Below are 15,842 nucleotides of genomic sequence, written 5' to 3' on the forward strand. Positions count from 1 at the left end.
TGCGGCGGGACATGACGGGTCCGCCGCTGGGGGTGTGGTTGTGGGACCGCCCCGCGGGCGGCCCCCGTTGATCAACTCACTGCTGCTCCGAGCGTGATGTGCTCGGGGCGGACCGGCACCCGGTTGAGTGCGAGACCCGTGGCGTCGCGGATGGCCGCGACGATCGCGGGCGTGGAGGAGAGCGTGGGTGGCTCTCCGGCCCCGCGCAGCCCGTACGGCGCGCGCGGGTCGGCGTTCTCGAGGATCTCCAGCCGCATCGGCGGCATGTCCTGGATGGTCGGGATGAGGTAGTCGGTGAAGGAGGGGTTGCGCACCTTGCCGTCGCGCACCACGATCTCCTCCATCACCGCCAGACCGAGGCCCTGGGCGCTGCCACCGTGGATCTGGCCTTCCAGCGAGAGCCTGTTGATGACGCGCCCGACGTCCTGGACGGCCGCCAGCTCGACGACCTTGACCAGGCCGAGCTCGACGTCGACGTCCACGACCGCGCGGTGGACGCACAGCGCGAGCTGGGTGTGCGAGTCGCCCTGCCCGGTCACCTCGTCCATGCCGGTGGTCGGCTCGTGGTGGTACTCGCGGATCTCCTCGATGGGCTCGTCGCCCAGGACCTCCTCGACGGTGGCGATCACTCCGGCGCTCGCGGAGACGACCTTGCCGCCGGACAGCGACAGGTCGTCGTGGTCCAGCCGCTCGAACAGCCGCTCGCGGACGGCCTCGCAGGCCGCCTTGACCGCGCCGCCCGTCATGTACGTCTGGCGGGAGGCCGAGCTCGACCCCGCGTCGCCCACCTGGTTGTCGGCGGGGTGGATGACGACCCGCTCGATGCCCAGCTCGGTGCGAGCGATCTGGGCCTCGACGGTGACCAGTCCCTGTCCGACCTCGGCGGCCGCGGTGTGCACCAGCGCGGTGGCCACTCCCCCGACGACCTCCAGGCGGACCCTGGCGGTGGAGTAGTCGTCGTATCCCTCCGAGAAGCAGATGTTCTTCAGGCCGACGCCGTAGCCGACGCCGCGGACGACGCCCTCCCCGTGGGTGGTCTGCGACGCGCCACCCGGCAGGTTCCTGATGTCGGCGGCGTCGAGCGCGGCGGGCATCGGCAGGGTGCGGGCCTGCTCCAGCATCTCGGCCATCGGCAGCGGCGCCCACAGCACCTGTCCGGTGGCCAGCCTGGTGCCCTGGGAGGCGGCGTTGCGCTGCCGGACGGTGACCGGGTCGAGCCCGCAGGCGGCGGCCAGCCGGTCCATCATCGACTCGTAGGCGAAGCACGCCTGCACCGCGCCGAAGCCGCGCATCGCGCCGCACGGCGGGTTGTTGGTGTAGACGCCGTACGCGTCGATCCTGATGTTGGGGATGTCGTAGGGCCCGACGCCGAGGGAGGCGGCGTTGCCGACCACGTTGAGCGTGGCCGAGGTGTAGGCGCCGCCGTCGAGCAGGATCTCCACGTCGGCGTAGAGGATCCGGCCGTCCTTGGTGGCCCCGTACTCGTAGCGCATCTCGGCCGGGTGCCGGTGCACGTGGCCGAAGAACGACTCGTGCCGGTTGTAGACCATCTTGACCGGCCGTCCGGTGCGCAGGGCCAGCATCGCGGCGTGGATCTGCATCGACAGGTCCTCGCGCCCGCCGAAGGCCCCGCCCACGCCCGACAGCGTCATCCTGATCCTGGACTCGGGCAGCCCGAGACACGGTCCGATCTGCTTGAGGTCGTTGTGCATCCACTGGGTGGCCACGTACAGGTCGACCCCGCCGTCCTCGGCCGGTACGGCCAGCCCCGACTCGGGCCCGAGGAAGGCCTGGTCCTGGATGCCGACCTCGAACGTGCCGGTGACCACGACCTCGGCCGCGGCCTTCGCCGCCTCGACGTCGCCCATCCGCACCGGCTGGTGCCTGGCGGGGTTGGGCCGCTCCTGAACCCGCGGGTAGGCCCCGTCGAAGGCGGCCCTGCGCGCGTCGACGAGCGGCTCCAGGACCTCCCACTCGATGGCGATCTTCTCCAGCGCCCTGCGGGCGATCTCGGGATGGTCGGCGGCCACCAGCGCGATCGGCTCGCCCTGGTGGCGTACCTCGCCGATGGCCAGGACCGGCTGGTCCCAGGTGAGGTCGAGGCCGAAGTGCTTGCGTCCGGGCACGTCCTCGTGCGTGAGCACGGCGTGCACGCCCGGGTGGGCCAGTGCCGCGGACGTGTCGATGGAGACGATGCGGGCGCGGGGGTGCGGGCTGCGCAGCGTCGCGCCCCACAGCATCCCGTCGATCCACAGGTCGGAGGAGTAGGCGAACTCGCCCTTGACCTTGAGGGTGCCGTCGGGCCGCAGCGGGCTGTCGCCCACCCGGCCCTGTCCCGGCGCGGTGATCTCGTGCGGCGCTCTCAGCGGTGTGCTCTGTCGGGAGCCGGTCACGCGTGAACCTCCTTGGCGGCGCTGAATCCCTGTTCGGACGCCAGGCGCAGCAGCCTGCGGTGCGCGTCGGCCCCGGCCCTGCCCGCCACGTCCTGCGGCACCGTGCGCAGCTCGTCGTCCTCGACGACCGTCTGGCCGCCGACCAGCAGCCTGGCCAGGGGCGGCTGCCTGGGGCCGAAGACGAGCCTGCACACGGGGTCGGTGACGGCCGAGTCGAACGCGCCGTCCACGCGCCACAGCGCGATGTCGGCGAGCTTGCCCGCCTCCAGCGAGCCCAGCTCGTCCTGCCGGCCGAGGTTGCGGGCGCCGCCGAGCGTGGCCATCTCCAGCGCCTGCCTGGCGGTCAGCGCGGTGGGACCGTAGCGGGCGCGCTGGAACAGCAGCGCCTGGCGCATCTCACCGGCCATCGTGGTCAGCTCGGAGGAGGCGTTGCCGTCGACGCCGAGGCCCACGGTGGCGCCGCGGGCCAGCATCTCCGACACCCGCGCGATCCCCGCGCCGAGCCGTCCGTTGGACGAGGGGCAGTGCGCCGAGCCCGTCCCGGTCCTGGCGAACTTGTCGATGTCGCCGTCGCTGAGGTGGACGGTGTGCGCGAACCACACGTCCGGCCCGAGCCAGCCCAGCTTCTCCATGTAGTCGACCGGCCGCATCCCGAACTGCTCCAGGCAGTGCTCGTCCTCGTCGAGGGTCTCGGCCAGGTGGGTGTGCAGGCGCACGTTCGCCGCCCGGGCCAGCGAGGCGGCCTCGGTCATCAGCTCCGCGCTGACGGAGAACGGCGAGCAGGGGGCCACCGCGATCCGCAGCCTGGAGGAGAAGGAGGGGTCGTGGTAGGTGTCGATCGCCTCCTGCGTGGCGGTGAGGATGTCGTCGAGCCGCTCGACCACGACGTCCGGCGGCAGGCCGCCCTGCGACTGTCCCCGGTCCATCGACCCGCGCGCGGGGTGGAACCTGATGCCGACCGCGCGGGCCGCCTCGATCTCGGCGCCGAACAGGTCGCCGCGCCCCTTGGGGAAGACGTAGTGGTGGTCGGAGGAGGTCGTGCAGCCCGACAGGGCCAGCCAGCCCAGCCCCGCCGTGGCCGCGCCGTGCACCACCTCGGCGTCCATCGCGGCCCACACCTCGTAGAGCGCCACCAGCCACTCGAACAGCGTCGCGTCCTGGGCCAGCCCCTGCGAGGCCCACTGGTAGAGGTGGTGGTGGGTGTTGACCAGGCCGGGCGTGGCCAGGCAGCCGGTGCCGTCGATCCGCTCGGCGTCGCCGTCCTCGGCCGGCCTTCCGCGGCCGACCTCGGCGATCGTGTCCCCTTCGATCCTGATGTACCCGGACTCGATCTCGGGGCCGACGACGGGCGCGATGCGGACGTTCTCGATGATCACGGCTGCGCCGCCTTCCTGGCGGCGGCCAGCCGTACGGCGTCGAGGATCTTCTCGTAGCCCGTGCACCTGCACAGGTTGCCGGCCAGCGCCTCGCGGATCTCCGCGTCGGTCGGCCGGTCGTTGCGCTGGATGAGGTCGTGCGCCTGCACGATCAGGCCGGGCGTGCAGAAACCGCACTGGACGGCGCCGCACTCGACGAAGGCCTCCTGGACGGGGTCGAGGCGGTCGCCGTCGGCCAGCCCCTCGACGGTGCGGACCTCACGGCCCTCGACCTGGCCGGCAGCGACCAGGCACGAGCAGACCGGCGTGCCGTCCAGGTAGACCGTGCACGAACCGCACTCGCCCTGCTCGCAGGCGTTCTTGGAGCCCGGCAGGCCCACCCGCTCGCGCAGCACGTAGAGCAGGCTCTCGCCCTCCCACACGTCGTCGACGGCCTCGGTGCGGCCGTTGACGGTGAAGTTCACGCGCATCACGCGGCCCTCGCTTTCCGATAGTCGTTCCAGGCCCACGTCAGGGTCCTGCGGGCCATGACCGCGATCGCGTGCCTGCGGTAGTCGGCCGTGCCGCGCACGTCGTCGATCGGCGACGCCGCCGCGGCGCACAGCTCGCCGAACCGCTTGAGCACGGCCGGGTCGAGGCGGGCGTCCCAGTCGAGCTCGGCGGCCATGAACTCCTCGGCCTCCAGCGCGCGGCGCGGCGTCGGGGCGGCCGAGCCGATCCCGGTGCCGACCCGGCGCCGCGACGGGTGCAGCGCCACCGCGAACGAGCACACCGCGATCACCATGGCGTTGCGGGTGCCGACCTTGGAGAAGTACTGCGGTCCTTCGGCGGGCCGCATGTGGAAGGCCCTGATCAGCTCGTCGGGCCGCAGCGCGCTGCGCTTGACGCCCAGGTAGAACTCGGGCGCCGGGATCATCCTGACCCCGCCGTCGCGCGACTCCACCTCGATGACGGCGTCCCCCGCCAGCAGCGGAGGGTGGCTGTCACCGGCGGGCGAGGCCGCGCCCAGGTTGCCGCCGACCGACCCGCGGTTGCGGATCTGCGGCGAGCCGACCGTCCGCGCCGCCTGGGCGAGCCCGGGCAGCGCGCCGGGCAGCTCCTCGATGATCCGCGTGTACGGCACGCCCGCGCCCACCCGGTACATCCCGTCGACCAGCTCGACCGTCTGGAGCTCGCCGACCTGGTTGAGGTCGAGCAGCGCGGCGGGCCGGTGCACGTCGAAGTTGATCTCCACCATCACGTCGGTGCCGCCCTGGACGGGCACCGCCTCCGGCTGGTCGGCCTTGGCGGCCAGCGCCTCCGCCCATGTGGTGGGCCGCAGAAAGTCCATGTCTCACTCCCAGGCGAACGCCGCGTCCGGCGCGTCGTCTCGCAGCACGCTGCCCTCGATCAGCCCGTAGGGCCGGTCGGCGGCATAGAAGACCTCGTTGTCGTTGTCCAGCCCGAACGGCGCCAGGTCCACCAGGAAGTGGTGCTTGTTGGGCATGGTGAAGCGCACCTCGCACACCTCGGACCTGGCCTCCAGCACGCGCCGCCCCATCGCGTACAGCGTCTGCTGGAGCGACAGGCTGTAGGTCTCGGCGAAGGCGTCCAGCAGGCACTGGCGCACCTCGGCGTAGGACTTGCCGAAGTCGGCGCCGGGCGCGGCGTGCCGCCACCGGGCCGCCACCGCGGTGGCCAGGATCCTGTCGGTGGTCGGCTGGAGGGTGGTGTACTCGTCGACGATGTAGCCGTGGAACTCCGAGCCGGTGGAGTTCAGCACGACCAGGTCGCGCAGGCCCGAGACCACGCTGGTGCGGCCGTCGCGGTCGTGGTGGACGACGCAGGTGCGCACCTCCCTGCCGCCGCGCACGAAGGAGTGGCCGCCGCCGATGCGCTCCCAGGCGTACTCCTCGATCTCCACCCTCGCGTGGTGGATGGTCGGCTGGGTGTCGACGAAGTGCCTGGCCAGCAGCAGCGCGAAGTCCTCGATCTGGTCGACGCCGTACTTCCTGGCGAAGGCGTAGGCGGTGTTCTTCTGCGTGTCGGTGGGCAGCACGGCGGCGTTGTCGCCGGTCAGGTGGACCGCCGCCATGTCGCCCGACAGGGAGCTGCTGACGTTGATGTCCTTGAGATGGTGGACCTCGCCGTCGCGGACGACGCGGACGAGCCTGGTCTCGGCCTTGCCGTACCGGTTGGGTCCGAGGATGACTGACATCTAGCTCCCTCTGTAGGTGGAGTAGGCGAACGGGCTGAGCAGGAGGGGGACGTGGTAGTGCTCGGCCGGGTCGGCGATCGTGAAGGTGATGACGACCTCGGGGTAGAAGGTGTCCTGGAGGTAGGAGCCGGTGTCGAAGACCACGCGGTGCACGCCCGCTCCGGGGTTCCAGCCCTTGATCCGGCCGTCGTCGTCCGTACGGCCCTGCGCCACCACCTGGCCCTGGTGCTCCAGCCGTACGTGGACGCCCGCGGCGGGTCGTCCCGTGACCGCGTCGAGCACGTGCGTCGAGAAGCTCATATCCGCGCCACCCTCAGCTTGGTGATCTTGGCCAGCTCGTCCCGCACGACCTCGCGCTCGGTGGCGGGGTCGTGCGCCAGGCGCTCCTTCAGCCGGGCGAGCATCTCCTGCCCGGACAGGCCGGTGGCGCACACCAGGTAGACGTGGCCGAACCTGTCCTCGTAGGCGCGGTTGCCCTCGGCCAGCGCCTCGCGCAGGTGGTCCTCGACTCCCGACTGCTCCTGCCTGCTCCAGGCGGACTCGCGGCCGGCGCCCTGGACCCGCTCCCCGATCCTCGGGTGGGCGGCGAGCGCCTCCTCGACGTCCGGCCAGTCCAGGGCACGGACGGCGGCGTCGGCGGCGGCGGTCAGCTCGGCCAGGTCCGCGTAGGGACGCCGGGCCGCCACCTCGCGGGCGAAGGCGCGGGAGGCGCAGCAGGTCAGCAGCTCCTCCTCCGCCTCGCCGGCGCTGAGGGCGTTGAGGTTGGACATGTCACGAGTACACACAGCGCTGATGTCCCCGGTCCAGCAGCAAGAACTCCGAAGTGCGCGGGGGGTTGGCCAGGTCTTTTCGTGTCATGCTCCAATGCACGTCCCGTTCACCCATCGGTTACCCTCCGAGTACATGCGGCTCAACGCGTTGCTCGGCATGACCGAGCTGGGCCTGTCCGTCGTGGCAGGTCACGACGATCTGGAGCGGCCCATCAGGTGGGTCGTCACCACCGACCTGCTCGATCCGGGCCGCTATCTCAGCGGCGGCGAGCTGGTCCTCACCGGGCTGATCTGGCGGCGCGCGCCCGCCGACAGCGAAACCTTCGTCAGGGCGCTGGCCAGGGCCGGCGCCTCGGGGCTCGGCGCCTGCGAGGCGCGCAGCGGCGATCTGCCCGCCGACCTGGTCGACGCCTGCCGCCGGCATCGGATGCCGCTCTTCCACGTGCCGCAGGCGCTGTCGTTCGCCGAGGTGACCGAGCACATCGTGCGGCACCTGTCCACGGCCAGGGCCTCCGACGTGACCGCGGTCCTCGACCGGCACCGCCAGCTCGTCTCGGGGGCGGGGCTCGACCCCGTCCTGGAGATGATCGGGCGTGACCTCGGCATGCGGTGCTGGGTCCTCACCTCGTCGGGGCGCCTGGTGTCGGGCTCGAGCCCGCTGGACCGCGACACGGCCGCCGCCATGGCCAGGACCTTCCTGACCGTCAAGCGGCTGCCCTGCTCGCGGAACGGGTACTCGATCTTCCCCGTGGACGAGCAGACCACCTCCAGGGTGGCCGACTGGTTCGTCGCCGTCGAGGGCTGCTTCACCGACTGGCCGGAGGAGCGTCAGGCGCTGGCGGGCGAGCTGGCCGCCGTCGCCGCCCTGGAGCGGGTCAGGCTGGACGACCGGCTCAGCCCGGAGGGGCGCATCGCCCAGGAACTGGTGCGCCTGGTGGTCACCGAGGGCAGGCCCAGCGACATCCTGCCCCGGCTGGAGGTCACCGGCCTGGCGGGGGCGCCGGGCTACGTCGCCCTGGCCGCCGCCGCGCACGGCGCGCTGCGCCCCGCCGAGCTGCGCGCCGTCGTCAAGGAGATCCTCTACGCGGCCACGCCCGGCGGCACCGGCCCGCCGCCGGGCGACCGACTGACTCCGCCGGCGATCGGCGTCGTCGGCGAGGAGGCGCTCGCGCTCGTGCCCTGCGACGATCCCGGCCTCACCGAGCGGGTCCGCGCCGCCGTGCGCGAGCTGGCCCCCGGCCTGGCCGGGGCCCGCCTGACGGTGGGCGTCAGCGGCACGGCCCCTGTCGAGGGGTTGCGCGGCGCGGTCGAGGAGGCCAGGTACGCCCGCCGGATGGCCGAGGGCAAGCCCGGACCCGACGCCGTCGTGGGTCAGGACGAGCTGGCGACCCACGTCCTGCTGCTGGCGTCGGTGCCGGACGAGGTCCGCCACATGTTCAGGGTGCGCCTGCTCGACCCGTTGCGCTCCTACGACCAGGTGCACAAGGCCGACCTGGTCGGCACGCTGGAGGCCTTCCTGCAGTGCTCGGGTTCGTGGACCAGGTGCTCGGAGTTGCTGCACGTCCACGTCAACACCCTGCGCTACCGCATCCAGCGCATCCAGGACCTGACCGGAAGGGACCTGTCGCGCCTCGAGGACCGGGTGGACTTCTTCCTCGCCCTCCGCCTGCAGTAGGTGATATATGTAAAGAAACCTTACAATTCGGGAGGGCCCGTTGCCGCACCGCCGACTCGCCGCGCTCATGACGGCCTCCGCCCTCGCCGCCGGGTGCGCGGCCGACGCGCAGGACCCGACGAGCCCGGCCCTGGTCCCGCTGCCCGTCTCCGTGCGGGCGAGCGAGGGCGGCTTCACCCTGGACGCCGGCGCGCGGATCGGGGTGCGCGAGGCGAGCGGGGTGCCCGTCGCCGAAGGGCTGGCCCGGCTGCTGCGCAGGGCCACCGGCTACGCGCTGCCCGTCGTACGGCAGGAGGCGGAGATCACCCTGGAGGTGACGAGCCGGCCCCCGGCGGGCGGTCTCGGCCAGGAGGGCTACACCCTCGACGTCACCCCCGAGCGGGTACGGCTGGCCGCCGCCACCCCCGAGGGCCTGTTCCGCGGCGTGCAGACGCTCCGCCAGCTCCTGCCCCCGAAGGTCGAGAGCGCCGGCCCGCAGCCGGGGCCGTGGACGATCGACGGCGTCCGCGTCGAGGACCGGCCGCGCTTCCCCTACCGCGGCGTCATGCTCGACGTCGCCCGCCACTTCTTCACCGTCGAGCAGGTCAAGCGCTACATCGACCTGGCCGTCGCCTACAAGGTCAACCACCTGCACCTGCACCTCACCGACGACCAGGGCTGGCGCATCGAGATCAAGAGCTGGCCCCGCCTGGCGGCCGACGGCTTCTACACCCAGGACGACTACCGCGAGATCGTGCGCTACGCCGCCGAGCGGTTCGTCACCGTCGTGCCCGAGATCGACACGCCCGGGCACACCAACGCGGCCCTGGCCGCCTACGCCGAGCTCAACTGCGACGGCAGGGCGCGGGAGCCGTACAGGGGGAGGGAGGTGGGCTTCAGCTCGCTGTGCACGAGCAAGGAGGTCACCTACCGTTTCCTCGACGACGTCGTGCGCGAGGTGGCCGCGCTGACGCCGGGGCCGTACCTGAACCTGGGCGGCGACGAGGCGCACAGCACCGACCCCGAGGACTACGAGAAGTTCGTCACGCGCGCCCACCAGATCGTCGACAAGTACGGCAAGCGCCTGACCGGCTGGGCGGAGATGACCTCGGGCGAGGTGGCCCAGCACTGGAACCCCCGCGAGCCCGACCGCGCCGTGGCTGCCGTGACCAGGGGGGCCAAGCTGATCATGTCGCCCGCCGACCGCTCCTACCTGGACATGAAATACACCGCCGGTACCGACTACGGCCTGGACTGGGCTGGACTGGTCGAGGTCGGCGACAGCTACGCGTGGGATCCGGCCACCCTCGTCGAGGGCGTGACCGAGAAGGACATCCTGGGCGTCGAGGCCCCGCTGTGGACGGAGACGCTGGAGACGCCCGACGCGCTGGAGTACATGGCCTACCCGCGCCTGCCCGGCATCGCCGAGATCGGCTGGTCGCCCGCCGCCGCCCGCTCCTGGGAGGACTACCGGGGACGGCTGGCCGCCCAGGCGCCCCGCTGGCAGGCACAGTCGGTGACCTTCTACCGCTCCCCCGAGGTGCCCTGGCACTGACTCCCACCTGGGATGTCACCGCGTGCGCCTAGACTGGCCCCATCATGAGCGCTACATCTCTCATCGGCGGACACGTCTCCGTCACCGGCGGCCTGGCCACGGGCGGCCTGAAGTACATGGCCGAGATCGGCGCCGAGATGGTCCAGGTGTTCGTCACCAACCCGCGCGGCTGGGCCCTGGCGGCGGGCAGACCCGAGCAGGACGCCAAGCTGGCCGAGTCCGGCGTCCTGTCCTTCATCCACACGCCCTACCTGGTCAACTTCGGCTCGCCGAGCCCCGAGACGCTGGCCAACTCGATCGCCGTCACCCGCCACACGCTGCGGCGCGGGGTCGAGACCGGCTCCAGGGGCGTGGTCGTCCACACGGGCTCGGCGGTCAGCCAGTCCCGCGACGACGCGCTGCGCCAGTTGCGCGAGCACCTGCTGCCGCTGCTGGAGGAGATCCCCGACGACGGCCCCGACCTGCTGCTGGAGCCGATGGCGGGCCAGGGCGCGATGCTGTGCGCCACCGTCCAGGACCTGGAGCCCTACCTGGCGGCGCTCGACTGGCATCCCAAGGCCGGCGTCTGCCTCGACACCTGCCACGCCTTCGCGGCGGGCCACGACCTGGCCGCCGCCGACGGGGTCACGCAGACCTTCGACGCCCTCCACCGGATCGCGCCGGGACGGCTGAAGCTGATCCACGCCAACGACTCCAAGGACGTGTGCGGGTCGAAGAAGGACCGCCACGAGAACATCGGCGCGGGCCACATCGGCGCGCAGCCGTTCGCCGACCTGATGCGGCACCCTGCGGTGGCGGGCGTGCCGATCTGCATCGAGACGCCGGGCAAGGCCGACAAGCACCGCGACGACATCGAGCTGCTGAAGAAGCTGCGCGACTCCTGAGCTCCGCCGGGCCCGTGGAGACGTAAAGGGGCGCGCCGCTCGCGCGATCCGGCCGCCCCCGTATGGCCGGATCGCGGTTCAGCACGCGGCCACAGCGGGCGCCCCTTCACGTCTACGGCGTGCGGGCCCTACCCCCCGGTAAAGGGCCCGACCACCGTTCGGTGACCGGCAGGTCACCGGAGGGATCCGCGCATCAGGCCCGTATGAGCCGGGTGGCTCGTCCCTCTGATGCGGCGGAGTGGCTCTCCGATGCGGAAACACTACGGTCGCGATCTTGCAGCTGAAACCCCGTTGGGCGACAGCTCGGTAAACGGTCAGTAGTCATCGATGTACGGAGAGTATTGCCGCGACGAGCGGTCGTTCCCGGGCGACGAGTGGTCGTCGGCGGGGCCCGCGATCGGTTCGGGCAGGTGCATCCTGGCCATCATCCGATCCACCCCCATAGGTACCCGACCTGGTGTGACCAGGGAAATCACCACCATCGCGACGAAGGCGAGCGGCACGGTGAACGCCATGTGATACACGGACACCGCCCCCAGCCTCACGCCTGCCAGGTCGCCGGCGGCGAGGGCCGCGGTGAGCCCGCCGCCCACCACCAGCCCGGCTGCGGCGCCCGCGGCGGTCAGCCGCCGCCACCAGATGCCGAGCACCAGCAACGGGCAGAAGGTCGCCGCCGACAGGCAGAACCCGAACAGCACGCCGATCACGGAGGTGCCGGGGGTGGTGAGCGAGGTGAGGGTCAGCGCCGCCAGCGCCACGGCGGCCGTGGCGAAGCGGAAGGCGCCCACGCCCGCTCGCGTCACGCAGGCCGACACGGCGCCGCTCACGGCGGCCAGCACGCCACAGGAGGTGGCCAGGAAGGCGGCGAAGGCCCCCGCGGCCAGCAGCCCGGTCAGCACGTCTCCGGCCGTCCCCGGCAGCAGCGCCCCGGGCAGCAGCAGCACGACCTCCTCCTCGCGGGCGCCGGGCACGTGCACCCGGCCGAGGATGCCGTACAGCGGCGGCACCAGGAAGAAGACGCCGAGCAGCACCTGGGTGGCCACGATCGAGCGCCGCGCGGCGCGCGCGTCGCCGTTGGCGTAGACGCGCACGATGATGTGCGGCAGCCCCATGGTGCCGAGCGCGCACACCAGCAGTACGGCCAGCACACCCGGCAGTGAGGGCTCGCCCGCCCCCGCCAGCGCCTCCCCGTACGGCGCCGCCAACCCCTCGAACCCCTCCAACCCCGCCGTCGCCCGCGGCCCGCTCCGCCCCCCGCACCGCCAGGCGCACCACAGCACCAGCGCGACCCCGGTGAAGACGACCAGCTTGAGCCAGTACTGCACCGCCTGCACGCTGGTCACGCTGCCCATGCCCCCGGCCAGCGTGACGACGACCGAGACGAGCGTGACCGAGACCCAGCCCGTCCACGTCGGCATCCCGGTCAGCACGCGCAGCACCACCCCCGCCGAGTGGAGCTGGGCGACGAGGTAGAGCAGGCCGATCGCCAGCACATGCCAGGTGGCGAACCTGCGCAGGGCGACCGACCCGAGCCGCCACTGGGCGAAGTCGGGCAGCGTGAAGGTGCCCGAGCGGCGCAGCGGCGCCACCACCAAGGCGATGACGACGACGTAGCCCGCCGCCGCGCCCACCGGGTACCACAGCGCCGACGCGCCGTGCAGGGCGATCAGGCCGGCCAGCCCCAGGCAGGCCGCGGCCGAGGTGAACTCCGCGCTGATCGCCGCCCCGTTCCACCACGGCCGGACGGTCCGCGCCGCCACGTAGAACTCCGCGGCGCTGGTGTAGCGCCGCGGCCGCACCACGCCGACGACCACCGAGATGACCACCACGAACGCGATGCCGACCGCCGACGCGGCGACGCTGCCGCCGCTCACCTGTCGCGTTCCGCGCGTTCCGCCCGTCTGAGCTGGAGCACGGCCAGCACCACCCACAGCGGCTGGACAGCCATCGTCACCACCAGCCAGTCGCTCCGCGCCGTCAGCAGCGGCAGGGCGACCAGCGCGGCGAGCACCGCCGCGACCGTGGCCAGCGCGATCCTGGCCTGCCTGCCCATGAGCGCCCTGACCCGCGCGTCGCTGACAGCGCCGTCGGAGGCGAGCGGCACGGGGGCCCGCGGCATGAGGGCACGCCGCCGGGGACCGCGCCGAAGAGCGGGCCGCCTGACCACGAGCACCCGCCTGCCGCTCACGTGAACGCCTTGTACTGCCGCACCAGCTGCTCCCTGACCTGCCTGGTGTGGCGGCGGCTGACGGGCAGCGTCTCCCTGCCGACGGTCAGCGTCACCCGGCCGCCGTCGAACCGCAGCTCGCTGACATGGCGGGCGGACACCAGCGTGCTGCGGTGCACCCTGATGAAGCCCGCGCCCGCCCACCGGCGCTCCAGCGCGGCCAGCGACATGCGCACCAGGTAGCCGCCGTCCGGCGTGTGCAGGCGCACGTAGTCGCCCTTGGCCTCGGCGTACCACACCGCCTGCTGCGGCACGAACCTGGTGACCCCGCCGAGCTCGACCGGGATGACGTCGTCACAGCCGTGGTCGGCGGCGGGGGCGGCGGCCGCCTCGAGCCTGCGCACCGTCTCGGCGAGGCGTTCGGCGCGCACCGGCTTGAGGAGGTAGTCGACCGCCTCGAGCTCGAAGGCCTGCACCGCGCAGTCGTCGTGGGCGGTCACGAACACCAGCCGGGGCGGACTGGGGAAACCGCCGATCAGCCGGGCCAGGTCGAGCCCGTCGAGCCCCGGCATGCGGATGTCGAGGAAGACGCCGTCGAGCCGCTCTCCCGCCCCGATCATCTGCACCATGTCCTGCAGCGCCGTGACACCGTCCGAGGCCGTCGCGACATGCTCGACCCTGGCGTCCTGACGGAGCAGGTAGGCCAGCTCCGCCAAGGCGGGGACCTCGTCGTCGACGGCCAGCACGCGTAGCATGACCTTTACGCTGCCTCAAGAACGCGCACGTCACAAGTGACACGCCAGCTTTGCGTAAAGATTTGACTACAAAGAGCTATGGTGGCTCTTGGGCACGCGGAGCCTCACCTTGGTGCCGGCGCCGACGCCGGTCTCCACGACCAGGCCGTAGTCCTCGCCGTAGATCTGCCGCATCCTGACGTCCACGTTCGCCAGGCCGATGCCGCCGCCCCCGCGGTGCGGGTCGTCGTCCAGCAGCCGGCGGGCGGTCTCGGGTTCCATGCCCGTGCCGTCGTCCTCGACCGTGATGTGCGCCTCGGGGCCGGCGTCGCGGACCACGATCCTGACCTCGCCGACGCCGTCGCGGCCGCCCATGCCGTGCTTGATGGCGTTCTCCACCAGCGGCTGCAGGCACAGGAACGGCACCGGCACCGGCAGCACCTCGGGCGCGACCTGCACGCTGAAGCGCAGCCGGTCGCCGAAGCGGGCCCGCTCCAGCAGCAGGTAACGGTCCACGCAGGTCAGCTCGTCGGCCAGGGTGGTGAAGTCGCGGGCCCTGCGCAGCGCGTAGCGGGAGAAGTCGGCGAAGTCGAGGATGAGCTCGCGGGCCCGGCACGGGTCGGTCCTGACGAACGAGGCGATCGTGGTCAGCGCGTTGTAGACGAAGTGCGGGGAGATCTGGGCGCGCAGCGCGCGCAGCTCCGCCTCCATCGCCCGCCGCCTGGAGGAGTCGAGCTCGGCCAGCTCCAGCTGCCCCGACACCCACCTGCCCACTTCGGTGACCGTGCGCACCAGCGCCGCGCTCACCTGCCGGTCGTAGGCGGCCAGCGCGCCCACCACCGTGCCCTCGACCGTCAGCGGGACCACGACCGCGCCGTTCGGTTCGCCCGCGAACACGTGCGGCCGCCCGGAGGCCAGCGAGGCGCGCGCGTGCGCCAGCACCTCCTCGGGGCAGGCCCCGTCGCAGGCGAGCGCCGCGTCCGTGGAGGTGATCGCGACGGCCGAGGTGCCGAGCAGCGCCCGCAGATGCCGTACGGCCCTGCGCGCCGACTCCCGTGTCAGCCCCGTCCGCAGCGCGGGTGCCGCCAGCGCCGCCACGTGCAGCGTGGTGAAGGTGGCCGCACCCTTCCAGCGGCCCTCGGGGAGCACGGGACGCCTTCTGGCCAGGGCGAACCCCGCGACGAACGCGAAGGCGGCCAGAACCGCGCAAGCCGTGGTCGACATGCGCGTAACGGTAGCCAACAACGCACTGTGTCCGGGCGGGAACGGAGCGAGAGCTAGGGCGGCGGGCCCTCCCCCGGCTCCTCCTGGTAGGAGTAGCGCTGCTCCTTCCACGGGTCGGCCACGTTGTGGTAGCCGCGTTCCTCCCAGAAGCCGCGCCTGTCCTCGACCAGGTACTCCACCGCGCGCACCCACTTGACGCTCTTCCACGCGTACAGGTGCGGGACGACGATGCGCAGCGGGAAGCCTCGCTCGGGCGCCAGCGGCTTCTCGTCCAGCTCCGTGGCGAAGAGCGTGCCGGGTGCGGTCAGGTCGGACATCCTGAGGTTGGCGCTGTAGCCGTACTCCGCCCAGATCATCACGTGGCGGACGCCGGCGGCCGGCGGCGCGGCCGCGATGATCGTCTGCGGGGTGACGCCCGACCACTCGTTGCCCATGAGTGAGAACTTGGTCACGCAGTGGAAGTCGGCCAGAACCGACGTCCGGGGCAGTCGCCCGAAGTCCGTCCAGGTGAAGCGGTGCTCCTCGCCCGACGCCGTCGCGCCGAAGACCCGGAAGTCCCAGGTGTCCGGCTTGAATCGGGGCACCCGGCCGTAGTGGATGACGGGTCGGCCGCGTGGGATGTACTGGCCTGGGGGCAGGCGCGACTCCTCCACGATCACTCCCTCACCGACTGTGTTCCAGGCCATCCTCCCATCCCGGGTGCGGCGTCGCGGACGCGGTGCCTGGCTTGTCAGGTCTCCGGCATGCGCTACTATTGCCGGACTATGCGGATCACCTTCCTGTTTTGGTATGGCGACGGACCCGATCGGACCGTTCGCCATCTGGTGATGCGCTAGCACACAGGCGAACGAAGGCCCCGGGTCCATGAGGACTCGGGGCCTTCGTCAT

Annotated in this window: 15 protein-coding genes; 3 read left to right on the forward strand and 12 right to left on the reverse strand. The window is 72.2% G+C overall.

What is annotated here, in order from left to right; all coding sequences use genetic code 11:
* Positions 1-71 precede the first annotated feature (71 nt).
* The 7 genes from pucD to uraD are packed head-to-tail and all read right to left on the reverse strand — an operon-like array spanning position 72 to position 6,736.
* Entirely contained in the window at positions 72-2,393 is a 2,322-nt protein-coding gene (gene pucD / locus ACWDLG_RS18120; protein ID WP_449921196.1) for a xanthine dehydrogenase subunit D, read from the reverse strand.
* A complete protein-coding gene (locus ACWDLG_RS18125; protein WP_449921449.1) occupies positions 2,390-3,763 on the reverse strand; it encodes an 8-oxoguanine deaminase in 1,374 nt (457 codons plus the stop codon). Before ACWDLG_RS18125 ends, pucD begins: the two co-directional genes overlap by 4 nt.
* A 2-nt stretch (positions 3,764-3,765) precedes the next feature.
* The gene (locus ACWDLG_RS18130; protein ID WP_354910514.1) at positions 3,766-4,239 is read right to left on the reverse strand and encodes a (2Fe-2S)-binding protein; all 474 of its coding nucleotides are present in this window, start codon (positions 4,237-4,239) and stop codon (positions 3,766-3,768) included.
* A complete protein-coding gene (locus ACWDLG_RS18135) occupies positions 4,239-5,099 on the reverse strand; it encodes an FAD binding domain-containing protein (protein WP_354910122.1) in 861 nt (286 codons plus the stop codon). Before ACWDLG_RS18135 ends, ACWDLG_RS18130 begins: the two co-directional genes overlap by 1 nt.
* A gap of 3 nt (positions 5,100-5,102) precedes the next feature.
* Complete coding sequence (gene pucL, locus ACWDLG_RS18140; RefSeq protein WP_449921199.1) at positions 5,103-5,966, reverse strand: factor-independent urate hydroxylase; 864 nt, start codon at positions 5,964-5,966, stop codon at positions 5,103-5,105.
* Entirely contained in the window at positions 5,967-6,266 is a 300-nt protein-coding gene (gene uraH / locus ACWDLG_RS18145; RefSeq protein ID WP_354910116.1) for a hydroxyisourate hydrolase, read from the reverse strand.
* Complete coding sequence (uraD, locus tag ACWDLG_RS18150; protein ID WP_449921202.1) at positions 6,263-6,736, reverse strand: 2-oxo-4-hydroxy-4-carboxy-5-ureidoimidazoline decarboxylase; 474 nt, start codon at positions 6,734-6,736, stop codon at positions 6,263-6,265. Before uraD ends, uraH begins: the two co-directional genes overlap by 4 nt.
* Positions 6,737-6,869: 133 nt before the next feature.
* Here uraD and ACWDLG_RS18155 point away from each other — a divergent pair, with 133 nt between their 5' ends.
* Genes ACWDLG_RS18155 through ACWDLG_RS18165 form a run of 3 tightly spaced genes read left to right on the forward strand, consistent with a single transcriptional unit; the run spans position 6,870 to position 10,829 of the window.
* On the forward strand, positions 6,870-8,411 hold the full coding sequence (locus ACWDLG_RS18155; protein WP_449921205.1) for a PucR family transcriptional regulator: 1,542 nt from the start codon (positions 6,870-6,872) through the stop codon (positions 8,409-8,411).
* Between the two features lie 40 nt (positions 8,412-8,451).
* Entirely contained in the window at positions 8,452-9,945 is a 1,494-nt protein-coding gene (locus ACWDLG_RS18160; RefSeq protein ID WP_449921208.1) for a beta-N-acetylhexosaminidase, read from the forward strand.
* 44 nt (positions 9,946-9,989) lie between these two features.
* Complete coding sequence (locus ACWDLG_RS18165; RefSeq protein WP_449921211.1) at positions 9,990-10,829, forward strand: deoxyribonuclease IV; 840 nt, start codon at positions 9,990-9,992, stop codon at positions 10,827-10,829.
* 314 nt (positions 10,830-11,143) lie between these two features.
* Here the strand turns inward: ACWDLG_RS18165 and ACWDLG_RS18170 are convergent, their stop codons facing one another.
* The 5 genes from ACWDLG_RS18170 to ACWDLG_RS18190 form a co-directional block, all read right to left on the reverse strand.
* On the reverse strand, positions 11,144-12,703 hold the full coding sequence (locus ACWDLG_RS18170) for a sodium:solute symporter family transporter (protein ID WP_449921213.1): 1,560 nt from the start codon (positions 12,701-12,703) through the stop codon (positions 11,144-11,146).
* Positions 12,700-13,017 carry a hypothetical protein gene (locus tag ACWDLG_RS18175; protein ID WP_449921219.1) on the reverse strand — a complete coding sequence of 106 codons (318 nt, stop codon included), beginning with the start codon at positions 13,015-13,017 and terminating at the stop codon, positions 12,700-12,702. The genes ACWDLG_RS18170 and ACWDLG_RS18175 overlap by 4 nt, the downstream gene beginning before the upstream one ends.
* Positions 13,014-13,751: a LytR/AlgR family response regulator transcription factor gene (locus ACWDLG_RS18180; protein ID WP_354910099.1), complete on the reverse strand. Its 738-nt coding sequence runs from the start codon at positions 13,749-13,751 to the stop codon at positions 13,014-13,016. The genes ACWDLG_RS18175 and ACWDLG_RS18180 overlap by 4 nt, the downstream gene beginning before the upstream one ends.
* A gap of 66 nt (positions 13,752-13,817) precedes the next feature.
* Positions 13,818-14,954: a sensor histidine kinase gene (locus ACWDLG_RS18185; protein ID WP_449921222.1), complete on the reverse strand. Its 1,137-nt coding sequence runs from the start codon at positions 14,952-14,954 to the stop codon at positions 13,818-13,820.
* 53 nt (positions 14,955-15,007) lie between these two features.
* Complete coding sequence (locus ACWDLG_RS18190) at positions 15,008-15,640, reverse strand: molybdopterin-dependent oxidoreductase (RefSeq protein WP_449921224.1); 633 nt, start codon at positions 15,638-15,640, stop codon at positions 15,008-15,010.
* Between the last annotated feature and the right edge of the window lie 202 nt (positions 15,641-15,842).

It is taken from the genome of Nonomuraea sp. NPDC003727, from assembly GCF_053586935.1.